At 53.5% G+C, this 16,294-nt stretch carries 13 protein-coding genes; 7 read left to right on the forward strand and 6 right to left on the reverse strand.

Features of this window, described 5'->3' with window-relative positions:
* Positions 1-213: 213 nt before the first annotated feature.
* The 3 genes from GXX57_11280 to GXX57_11290 form a co-directional block, all read right to left on the reverse strand.
* The gene (locus tag GXX57_11280) at positions 214-1,602 is read right to left on the reverse strand and encodes a radical SAM protein (protein ID HHV45226.1); all 1,389 of its coding nucleotides are present in this window, start codon (positions 1,600-1,602) and stop codon (positions 214-216) included.
* A gap of 106 nt (positions 1,603-1,708) precedes the next feature.
* Positions 1,709-2,362, reverse strand: coding sequence for a hypothetical protein (locus tag GXX57_11285; protein ID HHV45227.1), 654 nt, complete (start codon positions 2,360-2,362; stop codon positions 1,709-1,711).
* A 332-nt stretch (positions 2,363-2,694) separates the two neighbouring features.
* Positions 2,695-4,056 carry a CCA tRNA nucleotidyltransferase gene (locus tag GXX57_11290; protein ID HHV45228.1) on the reverse strand — a complete coding sequence of 454 codons (1,362 nt, stop codon included), beginning with the start codon at positions 4,054-4,056 and terminating at the stop codon, positions 2,695-2,697.
* A 251-nt stretch (positions 4,057-4,307) separates the two neighbouring features.
* On the opposite strand from GXX57_11290, the gene GXX57_11295 reads away from it, so the two are divergent.
* From GXX57_11295 to rbsK, 5 genes are read left to right on the forward strand one after another with little or no spacing between them, the layout of a single operon-like run.
* Positions 4,308-5,168 carry an amidohydrolase gene (locus GXX57_11295; protein ID HHV45229.1) on the forward strand — a complete coding sequence of 287 codons (861 nt, stop codon included), beginning with the start codon at positions 4,308-4,310 and terminating at the stop codon, positions 5,166-5,168.
* Positions 5,165-6,952: a B12-binding domain-containing radical SAM protein gene (locus tag GXX57_11300; GenBank protein ID HHV45230.1), complete on the forward strand. Its 1,788-nt coding sequence runs from the start codon at positions 5,165-5,167 to the stop codon at positions 6,950-6,952. The genes GXX57_11295 and GXX57_11300 overlap by 4 nt, the downstream gene beginning before the upstream one ends.
* Before the next feature lie 47 nt (positions 6,953-6,999).
* The gene (locus GXX57_11305; protein ID HHV45231.1) at positions 7,000-8,031 is read left to right on the forward strand and encodes a Gfo/Idh/MocA family oxidoreductase; all 1,032 of its coding nucleotides are present in this window, start codon (positions 7,000-7,002) and stop codon (positions 8,029-8,031) included.
* Between the two features lie 16 nt (positions 8,032-8,047).
* Positions 8,048-8,875, forward strand: coding sequence for a sugar phosphate isomerase/epimerase (locus GXX57_11310; GenBank protein HHV45232.1), 828 nt, complete (start codon positions 8,048-8,050; stop codon positions 8,873-8,875).
* Positions 8,876-8,897: 22 nt separating this feature from the next.
* Positions 8,898-9,815 carry a ribokinase gene (gene rbsK, locus GXX57_11315; protein ID HHV45233.1) on the forward strand — a complete coding sequence of 306 codons (918 nt, stop codon included), beginning with the start codon at positions 8,898-8,900 and terminating at the stop codon, positions 9,813-9,815.
* Between the two features lie 49 nt (positions 9,816-9,864).
* Here the strand turns inward: rbsK and GXX57_11320 are convergent, their stop codons facing one another.
* The gene (locus GXX57_11320) at positions 9,865-10,914 is read right to left on the reverse strand and encodes a 3-isopropylmalate dehydrogenase (GenBank protein ID HHV45234.1); all 1,050 of its coding nucleotides are present in this window, start codon (positions 10,912-10,914) and stop codon (positions 9,865-9,867) included.
* 325 nt (positions 10,915-11,239) lie between these two features.
* Between GXX57_11320 and GXX57_11325 the strand changes: the two genes are divergently transcribed.
* Positions 11,240-12,436, forward strand: coding sequence for a glycosyltransferase family 4 protein (locus tag GXX57_11325; protein HHV45235.1), 1,197 nt, complete (start codon positions 11,240-11,242; stop codon positions 12,434-12,436).
* Here GXX57_11325 and GXX57_11330 read toward each other — a convergent pair whose 3' ends face one another.
* Positions 12,437-13,225, reverse strand: coding sequence for an IclR family transcriptional regulator (locus GXX57_11330; GenBank protein ID HHV45236.1), 789 nt, complete (start codon positions 13,223-13,225; stop codon positions 12,437-12,439).
* Positions 13,226-14,134: 909 nt separating this feature from the next.
* On the opposite strand from GXX57_11330, the gene GXX57_11335 reads away from it, so the two are divergent.
* The gene (locus GXX57_11335) at positions 14,135-15,064 is read left to right on the forward strand and encodes a dihydrodipicolinate synthase family protein (GenBank protein HHV45237.1); all 930 of its coding nucleotides are present in this window, start codon (positions 14,135-14,137) and stop codon (positions 15,062-15,064) included.
* A 58-nt stretch (positions 15,065-15,122) separates the two neighbouring features.
* Here the strand turns inward: GXX57_11335 and hydF are convergent, their stop codons facing one another.
* The gene (hydF, locus tag GXX57_11340) at positions 15,123-16,286 is read right to left on the reverse strand and encodes a [FeFe] hydrogenase H-cluster maturation GTPase HydF (GenBank protein HHV45238.1); all 1,164 of its coding nucleotides are present in this window, start codon (positions 16,284-16,286) and stop codon (positions 15,123-15,125) included.
* Positions 16,287-16,294: the final 8 nt, after the last annotated feature.

A 16,294-nucleotide genomic window follows, 5' to 3' on the forward strand; every position in this document is an offset into this window, starting at 1 on the left:
AATCATGGAAAGAGTCCTCCTTTTAGCGCTTAGCGCCTTCTTTTCTTGTTTGAGGACTCTTTCTTTTTTTGTCTGGAATATCCTCCCTCTCTTCTTCAAGCGTCCCTACGAAATTTGCGTGGACCCGTAGGGTCCAAGGGCTTTTGGCGTTTGATGAAGCAGCTCCGGGGTAGGAAGAAGGCCAGCGGGTTTAGGCTGGCCTCCTTCTTGGACTCATTGGGCCACTTTGTGAAGGGCAGGGCTTCCTTCTTCTATTCCTTTGCCCTTTCGATTCTCCCAGATTTCGTCTGCCACCACGGCCCATTTCGCCGCCGCATCCAAACACTTACTAGTGAGGACTTCCACCGGCTCTTCGTCTCCTGGTTGGGTGGAGAAGGCCTGGGACTTCTTCACCATCTCTAAAAGCGCATTGGGGTTGTCAAGGAGGGGACAAGGCCGTAGATGGTTTTTGTTGAAAGGATGGCGCTCGCGATACTGTTGGAAAAGGGGTGATTGCAGGGCCTCCAATAGAGTGCAGTCCTTAATGTTCAAATTGGCATAGTGAATGAAGGCACAGGGTTCTACATCGCCCCGGGCATTGATGTGGATATACCGGCGACCGCCCGCAATGCATCCGGCCACGAACTCGCCATCGTTCCAGAAATCCATCAGAAAGATGGGCTTTTCCGCCCTTAATTCGCGCATGCGGCGGTACATCCAGGCCCGCTGCTCAGGAGTGACCAAAAGGTCCAGCTGGGCATCCTTCCCAAGGGGCATATAGGTGAAGTACCATCCGAACATGCAACCTTTGTCGATCATGTGGTTTACGAATTCATCGGAGCCGATGGCTTCGGTGTTCTTGCGGTGGTAGCAAGCGGAAAAGCCAAAGCCCACACCATGCTTCCGCAGGATATCCATGGCTTCCATGACCTTTTGGTAATTCCCTTTGCCGCGTCGCAGATCGTTTTCTTCTTCGTTTCCTTCCACACTGATCGCCAGGAACAGGTTCCCCACTTCGCTCAGTTCCTTGGCGAACTGCTCATCCACCAAGGTACCGTTGGTGAAGGATAGGAAGATGCATTCTGAGTGCTTTCGGGCTAGGGTGATCAGATCGCCTTTGCGGATCAGGGGTTCACCGCCAGAGTATAAATAGGTGTAAATGCCTAGCTTCTTACCTTCTTCGATAATCCGATCCAGTGTCGCCAGGTCCATGGAATCCCGCTGATCGTACTGTCCAGCCCAACAACCGATACATTTCAGATTACATGCCGCGGTGGGATCCATCAGGATGGCCCAGGGGATGTTGATATTATACTTTTCCTGCATGGCGTAACCCTTGGGGATCCCATACATGCCTGCGTAGACGAAGAAGTTGACGAAGAACTTCTTTCTTACCTGGGGAGCCAATTCCGTGAAGGTCCGCATGATCAACTGTCGCCAGTTGTTGTCCGGTTCCTCCCATATTTCCCGGATCTGACGGACATATTGTTTGTGTGCATCCAGTTTGGCACAGCGTTCCGACCAGTCCAGAAGTCTCGGGATGTTGCTTTCGGGATCCCTATCCAAGTAACCGACAGCCTGCTTAACAGCAAAGTCTGTAGCCAAACGTTTAAACCAGTCCATACTATTCCCTCCTATTTAGTTTTCTTGTCACTTATAACTTCTTCCCACTCCTTCTGTGGTTACTATGATAATTACGCCACGAAAAAAGGCAGGAGACAGCTTTGCCTCAAATTGCAGCCAGTGTCTCCTGCCAGAAATCCATAATGAACGCCTTTTCCTTCGCTGATATCTCCTTGGACAGGGTTTCCACCTGATTTACGGCGGTACGCAAGTACTCCAAAACCTCTTGGGGTAGCTTGGAGACGGAGGCAAGGCCCATGACGAACCCCAATGCACCGGTCAGTCCTACTTCCGGAGATGTGGCCTGCAACCAGTATTGAACACTGCTGGGGGAGAGTATCTTGATTAACACACAGATGATGGCCACTAGGTAAACAAAGGAGAGTTCTCCGGAGTTGGAAGCCTTGGCATCATGGATGAGACTTTGCAGACACACATGTTGCTTGTGGACCCTTTGCAGCAACCCAAGGAGGCGCTCCTTCGTGCGTTGCACCTCCTTTTCCGACGGGGTAGTGCTAACGTTCGCCTCTTGGTTGACGGGGATCGCTCCCAGTTTGGACCGCCCTGCTTTTCCTGGCGAATCCTGGACATAGTCCAACCGAACTGCACCTATGCTTGCTAGACTACGCACCATGTCATAGGCCGTCCATTTACTGACCTCTAAGGCCTCTGCAAGTTCCGTGTAATGGACTGGGGCTTGGGTTCGGTCATAGATTTCTTTGATGGCATCCAAGAATTGACGTCTACGTGGTGTCAGCACTTGGACCAGCTTCCCTTCCATGCCCAAAAAACCCAAAAATATCTTTAGCTTCAAAATACCATAGGCTCTTTTAGATGTCAACCATTGAGATCTATCTCTACGTGTATATGTTGGGATTTCAGAGAGACTTTGGAATATCCCTCCCGGAAAACAGCAATTCCTGGCTTGCGAACGGTGTTAGGGTCCTATGGTGGACCGGCACCGCACAAGGTGAAACGACACAGTGTTCTGTACAACTGGCTCCCGTCTGGCTGAGGACCTATCTCCTCCCAAGAACCAGGGCGAATAAGGAGAATGGGGTATTGTCCCAGACCTAGTATGGGTGAACAGCATTATTGGTTCCTATCCTCAATTGTTCTTACGTACTGTCGGGCTAGCGCTAATAGAGTCCTGTACTCATTCAGCTTCGGTTCGTCGATGGTCTGTTCTAGTAAATGATTGAGTACACGCCCAATCATCGGTCCGGGTTTGAGTCCCAACTCCCTTTGGAGATCATGGCCGCTGATAGCCAGATCCTTTAGGGTAAAGGTCTGACCTTCTTGGAGTATCTGTTGGATGGCTGCAGCAAGCTGTTGGAAATACTGCTGAGCGGCCACGATATCCCGCGGCTCACTGTCCAGGATATCGGCCCTACGCAACTCCAACAGGTCAAGAATGGCTGTGCGCCCCGTGCGGGCAATTAGCTTTCTTAGGGTGCGATCGGTGGCGTTGGGAGGGACCTGAAACATGTGCCACCGCACCAGATGCGCCACCTGGGTTACTACTTTCTTGCTGAAGCGAAGTCGGGTGAGGATTTCCCGGGCCATTTCGCTTCCCACATGCTCATGCCCGTAGTAGTGTGCTCCGTACTCATCATAGGTCAAGGTCTTACTCTTCCCTATATCGTGGAGTAAGGCGGCAAGGCGTAGCACCAAGGTGGGGCGGATCAGTCCAGTTACCTTGATGGTGTGTTCCAGTACCGATTGACGAGAGTGACCACCCTTGGGAATCTGGGCGCAGGGAGTCAGTTCAGGAATCAGCTCCCCCAGGACACCCTTTTCGATCATCAGTTGAAGGGCAGAGGTGGGATCTGGTGCGACCAGAAGGCGGCTCAACTCATCGCCGGTCCGTTCGGCACTAACGCCCCGGAGCCACCGGGGCTCAACGGCCTTCAATGTCGCCCGATCCGGCTTGAAGTCTAGGGTGGCGATGAATCTGAAGAACCGTAGGACCCGTAGCCCGTCCTCCTGAAAACGTTGCTTCGGATCACCTACACAGCGGACGATCTTGCGTCGCAGGTCCCTGCGGCCCCCGAAGGGATCGGTATACTGGTCCGTGGCCGGTCGGTAGGCAATGGCATTGATGGTGAAGTCCCGGCGGGCTAGGTCCTTGGTCAGATCCCGGCCGAAGATCACCTGATCAGGACGTCTTCCATCGCTGTAAGCTCCGTCTTCCCGCATCGTGGTCACTTCCACCGGGTTTCCGTCCACCATTACTGTCACGGTCCCATAGGCGATTCCGAGGGGAAGGGCCGCGGGAAACAAGGACATCACCTCCGCAGGTAAGGCATCGGTGCAGATATCCCAGTCCGTTGGCTCGATACCCCGCAAAAGATCCCGGATCGCACCTCCGACGATATAGGCCTGGAAGCCGGAGCTTTCAAGTCTCTGGCAGATATGGAGAACATGGGCTGGTGGCTTGAGAGGTTTGGACACTGTACTCCTCCTCGTGACATTACCTTCTTGTTTTCCTGCGCTGATGTCCTCTCCTTCCTTGAACCTGTCCCGATGCGATGACGCTCGGTACTGACTATGATAAGATATGATCAGACCCTTGTACAAGTCCTGGGCTGGGAAGGTTTGTCCTAGGGTCTTGATGTTATGCTCACCATTGAGGTCCAATTTCACAGACAGGAGGGTTGGCGAGGTGCAGGTCCCATCTTGGGGTAACTGGCACCTTCATTGCGATGATCATTGATGCCCATACCCATTGCTTTCCTGATCAACTTGCGGAAAAGGTAATTCCCATGCTGGCGGCCCGGGCTAACATCCCGTACTTCAGTGATGGTACCTTGGGAGGTCTAATTGCCTCCATGGATCGGGCCGGTGTGGATCTCTCCCTTGTTCAACATATTGCCACAAAACCGCAGCAAGTGCAGACCATCAACAACTGGGCTGCTTCGATCCAGTCTGAGCGGATCAAGAGTTTTGGTACGGTGCATCCCGATTACCCCCATTGGGAGCAGGAGATCGAGCGGATTGCGGAACTTGGTTTGGTGGGAATCAAGTTCCACCCAGATTATCAAGACTTTGACGTGGATGAGGAGCGTCTATGGCCTATCTATGAAAAGACGGTGGAAACCGGGCTGATACTGCTTTTCCATGCTGGTTTGGATGTGGGGTTCGGTGAGCCCGTTCGGTGTCAGCCTAGGGCCTTGGCTAAGATCGTGCGAGCTTTTCCTGAGGCTACCATCATTGCGGCCCACATGGGCGGCTACGACCGGTGGGAAGAGGCCCGGGTCCACTTGGTGGGACAGAATGTCTATCTGGATACTTCCTATTCCTTCGACTATGCTTCCCGGGAGTTTCTGTTGCAGATGATCAAAGAACACGGACCCGATCGGATTGTCTTTGCCACCGATTCCCCCTGGGGTGATCCCGAGCACGAAATAAAGCAGCTGCGGAGCTTGCCCCTGACCGATGCGGAGCAGAAGCTGATTTTGGGGGAGAATATGCACAGACTACTGCAAAAGCACGGGGTAGAAGTTGGGGTTTCCACCATGGAAGGGGAAAAGAGATTTAGTCTTGTGGAGGATGAGGACAATTGAAGATCGTCTTGGTGTCGATCAACGCGAAGTATATCCACTCAGGGTTAGCCATTCGTTATCTGGCCAGCTACTGTGCGGGGGATTTTCCCCACATAGAGCTAAAGGAATTCCACATCAACGAACCGGTGGAGACGATCATCGCGGAGATCTATCGCTTGCGGCCCACGGTGGTGGGCTTTTCCTGTTACATTTGGAACATCGAATACGTGTTGAAAGTGGTGGACACCCTAGGCCAACTGTTGCCGGACCTGGTCGTGATTCTGGGCGGACCGGAGGCCTCCTTTTCAGGTGAGGAGCTTTTGGTCCAACACCCGGCGGTTTCCTATGTGATCGCCGGGGAAGGGGAGGAAGCCTTCCGGGCCTTGCTGCAGGCACTAACCGCTGGCAAGGAGGATCTAGGTTATATCCCCGGTCTGTATTGGCGCAAGAATGGAGAAGTTCGGTGTAATGGGGGCTATCAAGAGATTCAGGACCTGGACACGATTCCCTCCCCCTATGTCAAGGAGTTAGATGATCTGGAGCACAAGCTGGTGTATCTGGAGACCAGTCGAGGTTGTCCCTATCGGTGCAGCTATTGTCTGTCTTCCATCAGTAGACAGGTGCGCTTCTTTTCATTGGACCGGGTGAAGGCGGATATGAAGCGTTTGATCGATGCAGGGGTTCCCCAGGTGAAGATGATCGATCGCTCCTTTAACTGGCCAAAGGAACGGGCGCGGGAGATCTGGCGTTTTATCGCGGAGCATAGCCACCAGACCGCCTTCCATTTTGAAATCCGCCCCGATTTGCTGGAAGAAGAGGATTTGTCCTTTCTTGCCCAGATGCCACCGGGGATCCTTCAGTTTGAGATCGGCATCCAATCCACCAATCCCCAGACCATTAAGGCTATCCAGCGGAACATGGTCATTGATAAGGCCCTGGAGGCGATCAGGCGGTTGGCCCAAGCCGGCAACATTCATCTCCATGTGGATTTGATCGCTGGGCTGCCCTACGAGGACCTGAAAAGCTTTGCCAAGTCCTTTGATGACGTCTTTTCCACCGGTCCTCAGCGGATCCAGGTGGGCTTTCTAAAGCTTCTTCCGGGCTCCCGGATGCGGCAGGAGGCCGCGACGATGGACTACTTGTATACCCGGTTTCCCCCGTATGAAATCATGCAGAGTGATGCCATGAGCTATGAAGACCTGCTGATGGTAAAGGATGTGGAGCACTTGGTGGAGCTGTACTATAACTCCAAGCGCTTTTCCCACAGTTTAGCCCTTGCCAATCACCTGTGGGGCTCAGCCTTTGCCTTTTTCCGGGACTTCGCCCAGTATTGGCGGGAGCGAAGTTACTTTTCCTACGGACACAAGATGCGCAAGCTGTACGATATCTTTCTCGATTTTTTCCACAGAAAGCAGCCCACTGTGACTGACCTAGCAGTGGAAGTCTTGAAATTTGATTTCCTGCTCAGCGAAGGCAAGATGGGATTGCCGGCTAGCCTTTCTCCCTATGGTTGCAAAGAGAGTCGGGCCAGATTCCGAGAGCTTTGCGCCTCGGAGGATTACCTAAAAGCATATTTGCCGGAATTAGTTGGCTATTCCAGCCGAGAAATTAACAAACGTATCCGTATCGAGCGGTTTGAGTACAAAGTCTCCACTTTATCCCCAAGGACCCCCTGGGCGTATCCGGAATCTGGTTCGGAGATGATCTGTTTCGACTATGCCCAAAGGCATCCGGTAACGGGATATGCCAAATGGACTGTGCTGCCCGAGGCAAATTCTTGTTCCCACGGAGGAGATTGGGACTGAGGAGCGAAGAAAATAGGTTGAATCGAATTACTTCGGAGGGATCATGGTTGGCTAGTAAGCTAAGGTTCGGGCTGATCGGGTGTGGTGTGGTGGCGCCCACCCATGCGAAGGTATTGGCAAAGTGTCAAGATGCGGAACTGGTTGCTGTTTGTGATATCAACGAGGAACGGGCAAGAAAACTGGCAGCGGACTTCAATGTCCCTGAAGTCTATACAGACTACCAAGAGATGCTGCAAAAGGACTACATCGATGCGGTGACCATATGTACTCCCCACTATCTGCACGCGCAGATGTGCATCGATGCAGCTGTGGCCCGCAAACATGTGCTGGTAGAGAAGCCGATGGCTATCCATCCCGAGGATTGTGATGCGATGATCGCGGCTTGTGAGCGGGCTAAGGTCCGGTTGGGGGTTTGCTTTCAACATCGGTTCAACGAAGCCACCCTGCGGATTAAAGAAGCCCTAGAGGGAAACCAGCTGGGACGGTTGATCTTTTCTGCGGCGGAGGTGCATTGGTATCGCACCCAGGAGTACTATGACGGGGATGCCTGGCGGGGTTTTTGGGCCACCGAAGGTGGCGGCGTGTTGATTAACCAAGCGATCCACAGTCTGGACCTGATGTTGCATCTCTTAGGCCCCGTGGAAGGGGTCGTCGCGGATATTGCCACCTTGAGCCATAAGATCGAAGTGGAAGATACGGCCGCGGTCATGTTACACTTTACCAGCGGGGTCAAGGGGGTCTTTTCGGCCACCAACTGCGCCTTCCCAGGTTTTGCCCAACGGCTCCAGTTGTACGGTGAGCAGGGCAGCATCGTGGTGGAGGGTACCGCGATTAAAGAGTGGATTGTGAACAGAGACGGAGAGGTGGTCCGGGTGGATCTGCTCCATTCGGAACCGGAGAAGTACCTGGGCAAACGGTACTATGGTGCCAGCCATGGTCCTTTGATTGAGGAATTCGTGGAGGCGGTCTTGGCGGACAGGGATCCCTACGTCTCTGGTATCGAAGGAAAGAAGTCTATAGAAGTACTGGCTGCGGTTTACAAATCGGCCCGCAGCGGTGAGTATATAAGAATTGCTTAGGAAAGGGGTACATCGTATGGTTACACTCAGTGCCTTTGCTGATGAGATTCATCCAGATTTGACGGTTCAGATGGATGAACTACAGAAAAACGGTGTTAGGTACATTGAATTACGGGGTGTTTGGGGGAAGAATGTCAAGGACCTCACCAAGGATGAAGTGAAAAGAATCCAGGAACAATTGAGGGAACGGGGCTTTGGCATCTCATCCATCGGGTCCCCCATTGGTAAAATCGGGATCCGGGATGATTTCGCTCCCCACTTTGACATTTTCAAAAGAATTGTGGATACAGCTTTGGCCCTTGACAGCAAGTACATCCGGGTTTTCTCCTTCTATATTCCCGAGAATGAAGATCCTAAGTATTTCCGGGATGATGTGATGGAGCGCCTGTCCCGGCTGGTGGAGTATGTGGAGGATATCGACGTTACTCTGCTCCATGAGAACGAAAAGGGCATCTACGGTGATACGGGCGATCGCAACTTGGATATCCTTACCGCCATTGATTCGCCGAAACTGAGAGCGGTCTTTGACCCGGCCAACTATGTGCAATGCAAGCAGCGTCCCTATGAGGACTGCTTTGTGAAGGTGAAGGACTATATTGAATACGTGCACATAAAGGATGCCGTTATGGAAACTGGCAAGGTGGTTCCTGCGGGCGCAGGGGATGGAGATGTGAAGAAGGCCCTCAGCGAATTGGCCCAGGATGGGTTTGCTGGCTTCCTGTCCCTGGAGCCTCACCTTCAGGCCGCGGGAGCCATGAGTGGCTTTAGCGGACCGGAGCTGTTTAAGGTAGCCGCGGACGCCCTCAAGTCCATCCTAGAGGAGATCGGTTTGGACTGGAATTAAGCGAGGATAAGGAGGCCTGGAAATGGGTGGCCATGTCTTGGTGGTGGGAAGTCTGAATCTGGATTTGGTAGTGTCGGCACCGGAGATTCCCGCGCCAGGGGAAACAGTCTTAGGGAAGGATTTTCAGACGTTTCCTGGGGGCAAAGGGGCAAATCAGGCGGTGGCGGCGGCAAAGCAGGGCATGGCCACCGTAATGGTAGGCCGGGTTGGCGCCGACGGATTTGGGGAGCAGCTGTTGAGGAGCCTGCGGACCAGTGGGGTGAATACCCAGTTTGTGTCCATTGACCCGGCAGAACCCACGGGGGTGGCCTTCATTTGTGTGGACGAAGCTGGAGAGAATGCCATCGTGGTTGCCCCCGGCGCGAATAATCGGTGTACGGTGGGGGAGTTGCCGGACTCCCTGTGGGAGCAGACTAAAGTACTCCTTCTCCAGTTGGAGATCCCTTTAACGACGGTGACCGAGGCTGCTCGCCGCGCCCAGGCCCAGCAGGCTTTAGTGATTTTGGATCCGGCGCCTCCCCAAGAGTTGTCTTTGGAGCTATTGCGCCACGTGGATATCCTTGTTCCCAACAGTAGCGAGGCGGCTGCTTTGACCAAAGTGGCCGAGGTGACCGAGGAGAATGTCTCTGGGGTGGCGGATCAGCTGTTGAAGTTGGGTCCCAAACAGGTGATTGTTAAACTAGGAAAGGACGGGGCCTATTTCAAGGGGGTATACGGGGAAGGAAGGATCCATGGTATCCCGGTGGATGCCGTAGATACCACTGCCGCGGGGGATTGTTATGCTGGCGTCTTGGCGGCCCAATTGGCCCAGGGGGCCCCGTTGCCCGCGGCCGCCCGATATGCCAACGTTGCCGCAGCCCTAGCAGTGACCCGTAAAGGGGCCCAAGACTCCATGCCCACCAGGGCAGAGGTGGAGGAGTTTATGCAGACACTGGCATAAAGAAAATTGGCCGCCTGCCAATGAGCAGTCGGCCAATTTTGTTCGTAGGCTAAACGAGGCTGGCCACCAAATCTCCCACTTCGGTGGTGGTATAGCCCATCTTTCCGGCGGCAAGGCTCTTCAAGTGATCCCGGCAAACGGTGATCACGGCGTTTTCCAGCCCTTGGGCCGCTTCCTCTTCGCCTAAGGTCTCCAACATCATGCCCACGGCACAGATGGCGGCCAGGGGGTTAATCATGTTCTTTCCGGTATACTTGGGTGCAGAACCACCAATCGGTTCAAACATGGATACCCCCTCGGGATTGATGTTACCGCCGGCGGCGATCCCCATACCACCTTGGATCATGGCCCCCAGGTCGGTGATGATATCCCCGAACATGTTGTCGGTGACGATAACATCAAACCATTCGGGGTTTTTCACCATCCACATGGTGATGGCGTCCACGTGGGCGTAATCCCGTTTGATCTCCGGATACTCTTCACCCACCTCATGGAAGGTGCGTTCCCATAGATCAAAGGCATAGGTGAGGACGTTAGTCTTCCCACACAGGGTCAACGTCTTTTTCTTATTGCGCTTCCGGCAGTATTCGAAGGCATAGCGGATACACCGCTCCACACCCTTCCGGGTATTTACCGATACTTGAACGGCCACTTCATCGGGGGTGTAACGCTTGGTGAAACCACCGGTGCCGGTGTAAAGTCCTTCGGTGTTTTCCCGGACCACTACAAAGTCGATATGCTCCGGTCCCTTGTCCTTGAGGGGAGTCTCCACTCCCGGATAAAGCTTTACCGGACGTAGATTGATATATTGGTCCAACTCAAAGCGCAACTTAAGTAGGATACCTTTTTCCAGAATACCCGGTTTGACGTCGGGATGTCCGATGGCCCCAAGGAAGATGGCATCGAATTGTCGCAGATCTTCCACCGCGGAATCGGGTAATGTCTCACCGGTCCGGAGATAGCGCTCCCCGCCGAAATCGAAAGTGGTGGTTTCGTAGGAAAAACCGTATTTGGACGCTAGGGCTTCTAGAACCTTTAAACCTTCGGCGACTACTTCAGGCCCAGTGCCGTCGCCGGGGATGACAGCAATTTTATGCATAATGTATTCCCTCTTTTCGCTATGGTCTTTGCTCTCTGACTTGAGATTCGGCATATCTTACGGGATTCCTGCTTGATCCGGTATCGCCGGGGTAACTTTGTGCCTATGGTAGCCGCTTTTCTGGGGGGAATAACCCGCTTACCAGTAGCGTAGGATCAGCAGGGGCTCTCTTATCCTTTTTGCGTTGCTGATCCGGGGATATGATATAATAACCATAGGATAAAGCATCACGTTCCCAAAGTGGCCCTTTAGCCGTTGGTCTTGATGAGGACCCTCATTCATTTTCGATTCAGCATTTTTCCGGCATGATGAAGGAGTAATGTGTATGCCACTGAATATCGCGGTGTTTAGCGACAGTTACCGGCCCTATGCTAGCGGTGTGGTCCGGTCCATCGACCTTTTTACAAAGCAGTTAGTGGAACAAGGACATCATGTGTACATCTTTGCACCCCAGTACCGTAGCAAGGGTGGCCAGGAGCTGGAGGACACCAAAGAGGGGCCAGCCACCAAGGTTTTCCGATTCTATTCTGTGGCCGCTCCACGGTTGAAGTCTTTCCGGTTACCGGTACCGGTATCTCCCGTGATCTTTCGGGTGATTAATGCATTGGATATCGATGTGGTGCACAGTCATACTCCCTTTTTGATGGGCAGCCTGGCCGATGGGGTCAGCAAACGGTGTAACATCCCTTTGGTCTTTACCCATCATACCATGTACCATGAGTACGCCCACTACTGGCCTGGGGCCACTAGTCTTCTACGGAAGATCATCATTAATTGGTTGGCCCATTATTGTGAGAAGTGTGATTTAGTAGTTACTCCAACCCAGTCGGTGAAGGATGTCATCATGCCCCTCTACGGACTGACCAAGGAGCCGGTGGTAATCCCTACAGGTATTGAACTTGCTCCCTTTGCCAAGGGGGATCGGCGGAAGCTGCGGCAGGAATTCGGGATCGGTCCCGAGGAACTGGTCCTGGTCTACGTGGGGAGGATCGCCGAGGAGAAGAGTCCCGGCTTTCTATTGGATGTGTTGGTACGACTACGCAAACGCTTTCCGGTGCGTTTGGTTTACGTTGGCGATGGTCCCCTGCTGAACTACTTGAAATATCGGGCTCAGGAGCTCGGATTAGAGGGGACAGTGTTGTTCACAGGACACAGGTCCTTCGACGAGGTGGTTAACGCTTTCCTGGGGGGCGACATCTTTGTCTTTCCCTCCCGGACGGAAACCCAGGGCCTTGTGACCTTGGAGGCCATGGCCGCGGGCTTGCCTGTGGTGGGGATCAACGCACCGGGCACTAGGGACCTGGTCACCCACAACGTGGAAGGGTTCCTCACCGACTATTCGGTGGAGGAGTTTACCGAGGCCGTCGCTCGACTAATCGCCGATCCCCAACTACGGGCGGAGTTCTCCCGAAATGCTCTGCGCAAGGCCCAACGGTTAAGTTCCGCACAGACCACCAACATGTTGGTGGACCAGTATCAGCGGCTAGTCAAGAACAAACAGCTGGTGCATGGGCGAACCTAATTAGCTTTCCTTCCAACCGAGCCCCCGGGAGATTTGTCGTCCATAGTCCACGAGGGTCTGGGCCATGTCGTCGAGTTTTTCCAGGGGAAAGCGTTCCGCTGGTCCGGAGATGCTCATCGAGGCATAGACCTTGCCTGTTTCATCCCGGATGGGGGTGGCGATACAGCGGATGCCCCATTCGTGTTCCATGTTGTCCACCGCGTAACCCCGGGCCCTGGTCACTCTTAACTCCTCCATCAAGGCCTGGGGATCAGTGATAGTGTGCTGGGTATACCGGGCCAAGGGGTGCCGTTTAATGATCTCTTGGATCCTTTCCGGGGGCAGATGGGCGAGGATGGCCTTGCCTACCCCGGTGCAGTGCATGGAGGCACGCTTGCCTACGGCCAGGCGGTTTACCGACCGATCCGCCGGCTGAATACTTTCGATATACACCACCTGTCCTTCTTCTTCGATGGCTAGATGTACCGTTTCTCCGAAAAAGTCCTTCACTTTCTCCATGATGGGCAGTGCTACTTTCCGCAAACCCAGTCCCTCTCTTACCACGTTACTCAAGTAGAGGATATGCATGCCCAGACGGTATTTCTTCGATTCGGGATCCTGCTCAACAAAACCTTCGGCCATGAAGGTGGAGAGGATGTTGTGTACGGTGCTTTTTTGCAGCTCTAACATCTGACTGATCTCTGTAACGCCCAGCTCCGGTTGGGCAGTGGTAAAACACTTAAGTATCTGCAGGGCTTTATGTAGGGACTTTACCTTTGTACCTGGACGAGTTTTCTCCTGTTCCAACATCGGCATCAATTCCTCCGGAAAACACTGTTCTGCTATGTAGAATAGACTTCTGCGTTGGTGGGGATCCTTCCTTCTTTTTAGAATCTTCCATGGGAGAAACGAGGTGGAAAAAGGACAGGATGAAAAAGGGGGAGGTTGGTGGCAGCGGTGATCGGGAGCCGGTTGAGGTTTGCAGGGATGTGAACTGAGCCTAGCCGATTTATAATGATGAGAGAAAACTTGAATGAGGACCGTTTGTGGGAAACTCGCCCAAACCGCCTCAGGTGTTTAGTGCTCCCAAAACGGTTTGGTCTAACCAAGGTTGGTACGTCGCCTTGGTGCCAACCACTGATACCACGGTCGTAATATCAGTGGCATGGCCGCCTGATCCCCGCTGCCGCCAAAATTTATATTCCCTTCGTACGTTCGTTCCCGCAGGACCAACTGCCAGTTTAGTAACAAAAAAAGCGCATGTAAGTCCCTTCGGGAACTTATACATCCGCTTGGAGTACTCCTACGGGGTTAGCTGACGGGCTCGGGCACCCAAGTTGCCCTACCTAGAGAACCTAGGATTCACCCCGAAAAACTGGTTCCCCCGCTGCCCATTGCTGGGATTCGGAGATATTATATATGGTTGTGTTGAAACCCGACTTCAGTATATCATAAACTCATCCCCAGGTAAACACCCATTTCTTCCATAGAGTTCTCTGAACCAAATTTATCCCCAAATTTCTTGTCCAATCGTGCGGAAACGCCATTCATCGCCGCGAGACTCCCTAGTTACTTTGACAAATATTTATCATGCCCACGGAGGCCAGGCAGGAATAGGGTAGGATGCCGGCGAACTTTTCATATATACGTAACAATGTTCTACAAAAATAAACAGGGATACTAGCGCCTTGTTTTAATATCTGTAAAGGTGGAAGTGGAATGAGACCAGAAGGAGTAATTGTTCCCCTCATCACACCGGTGGATGAGCAGGGACGATTGGACGAAACAGGACTTTGTCGTTTGATTGAACATCTGGTGGGCGGAGGGATCAGCCATGTCTTTCCCGCCGGTACCACCGGCGAGTTCGCCAGATTAAGTGATGCCGTCCGCCATGAGCTATTTCGGTTAACGGTGAAGTATAGCCGCGGGCGGGCTAAGGTGTATGCCGGAATTTCCGATACCTCTTTGGAGGCGGTCTTGGATCATTTGCGGGCCGCGGAAGCGGCCGGGGTTGATGCATGTGTGCTCAGTCTACCCTATTACTACCCCGCCTCGCCTTCTGAGGCGGTGCGCTGGTTTTCAACGGTGCTGGAGGCTACGGAATTGCCGGTGGTGTTGTATAATATCCCCGGCAATGTGGGTCAGATCCTTGCGCCCGAGGTGGTTGAGCGCCTTGCTGACAAAGTCGCGGGTCTGAAGGACAGTGGGGGTGATCCGGACCTGATGAAGCGGTATCTTAAGGCCCTGGGGGGCCAAGGACGGACTGCTAGTTTCCTGGCGGGCAGCGAAGAGGTGCTTACCGAGGCCGTATCCCTGGGGGCCGACGGGGTTGTACCCTCCATGGCCAACGTCTTTCCCCATCTGTGGTCCTTACTTTGGGAGTACCGACAGGACCCGGTTTACTTTCCCTCCCTGGCAAAACTGGTGAACCGAGTCAATGAGTTGAACAGTGCCTTTTCTTCACCGATCGGCTCAATCTTGTGGAAAAAGCGACTTCTGGCTTTACAGGGGATCTGTCTTTCCGAGGCGGTCTTTCCGGCCAACGCCCTCGATCCCAGTTTTGATGAGCGGCTCCAGCATACGAGATGGGAAGTGGAACGGGTTATACAGTGGTTTAGGGGTGAAGTGGAGATTAAGGCCGGTGGTTGAGTAAGAAAAGAGCTTCTCCTTTCCCCGAGGGGCGAAGGGAGAAGCTCTCTTCTTGCGCTTACATCACGGGTTCGAGGGCTCTTTCCAAGATGCCACTGAAATAGGCCAATAACACCCCGTAATTGACTACGGGGATCCCCGCCTTCTGCAGACGTTTTAACCGCTGCAGCACCGTTTTGCGGGTCACCATACAGCCGCCACAATGGACGGCTAATTTGTAGGGTGAAAGGTCCTCTGGAAAATCTTGCCCCACCGCCCAGGTGAAATGGAGGGGGCCGTTGACCTTCTTTTGCAGTAGGGCGGGGATCTTCACCCGGCCGATGTCCTCTGTACTGGGGCGGTGGGTGCAGGCTTCACAGATTAGGATGTGATCGCCGGTCTGGAGCCTTTCGATCTGGGCTGCGCCCTCCACCAGTAGGGGTAAATCCCCCTTGTACCGGGCGAACAGGATGGAGAAGGAGGTCAGTGGAATTTGATCTCCCACCCTTTGGGCCACTTCCCTAAAGATGCGAGAGTCGGTGATAACCAGACAAGGAGAGGCCTTCAATCCCTCCAGGGCTTGGGAAAGCTCGGAATCCTTGACCACGAGGACCTGGCAATGATGGTCCAATAGATCTCTAATGGTCTGGACCTGGGGGAGGATCAGGCGCCCCTTGGGGGCTTGCTCATCGATCGGCACCACCAAAAGCACCAGATCCCCGGGGCTGACCAGATCTCCCACGATGCTGGACGATTTTTGCTCCTGGGACAACTTCTCCACTATGGCTTCCTTCAGCTCATCGATGCCTTCTTTCGTCTTACTGCTCACCACTAAGAAATGGTCGGGTATCGACTCGTTCGTAAGCAAATCCCCTTTGTTCAAGACCTGTAGGTAAGGGATCTGCTCCCTTGCCAAAAGCGCGATGATTTCCTCATTAAGCCTTTGGGGATGGTCTGTGACCACCACCGCCAGATCAGCATTGGTCAGTGCGGTTTTTGTCCGTTCCTGCCGCTGTTGACCCAGGGGGCTTTGGTCGTTAAACCCTGCGGTGTCCACCAGGGCCACCGGTCCGAAGGGGAGAAGTTCCATGGCCTTGTAGACCGGATCTGTGGTGGTTCCCGGTACCGGGGAGACCAGGGAGACTGCCTGGTCTGTAAGCGCGTTGATCAGACTGGATTTACCCACGTTAGTCGGACCGACGAAGACAATTTGTGGCCGTTCTCCTTTAGGTGTAGTCGCCATCCTATCGC

Source organism: Bacillota bacterium (genome assembly GCA_012839765.1).
In the GTDB taxonomy this organism is placed as follows: Bacteria; Bacillota; Limnochordia; order DUMW01; family DUMW01; genus DUMW01.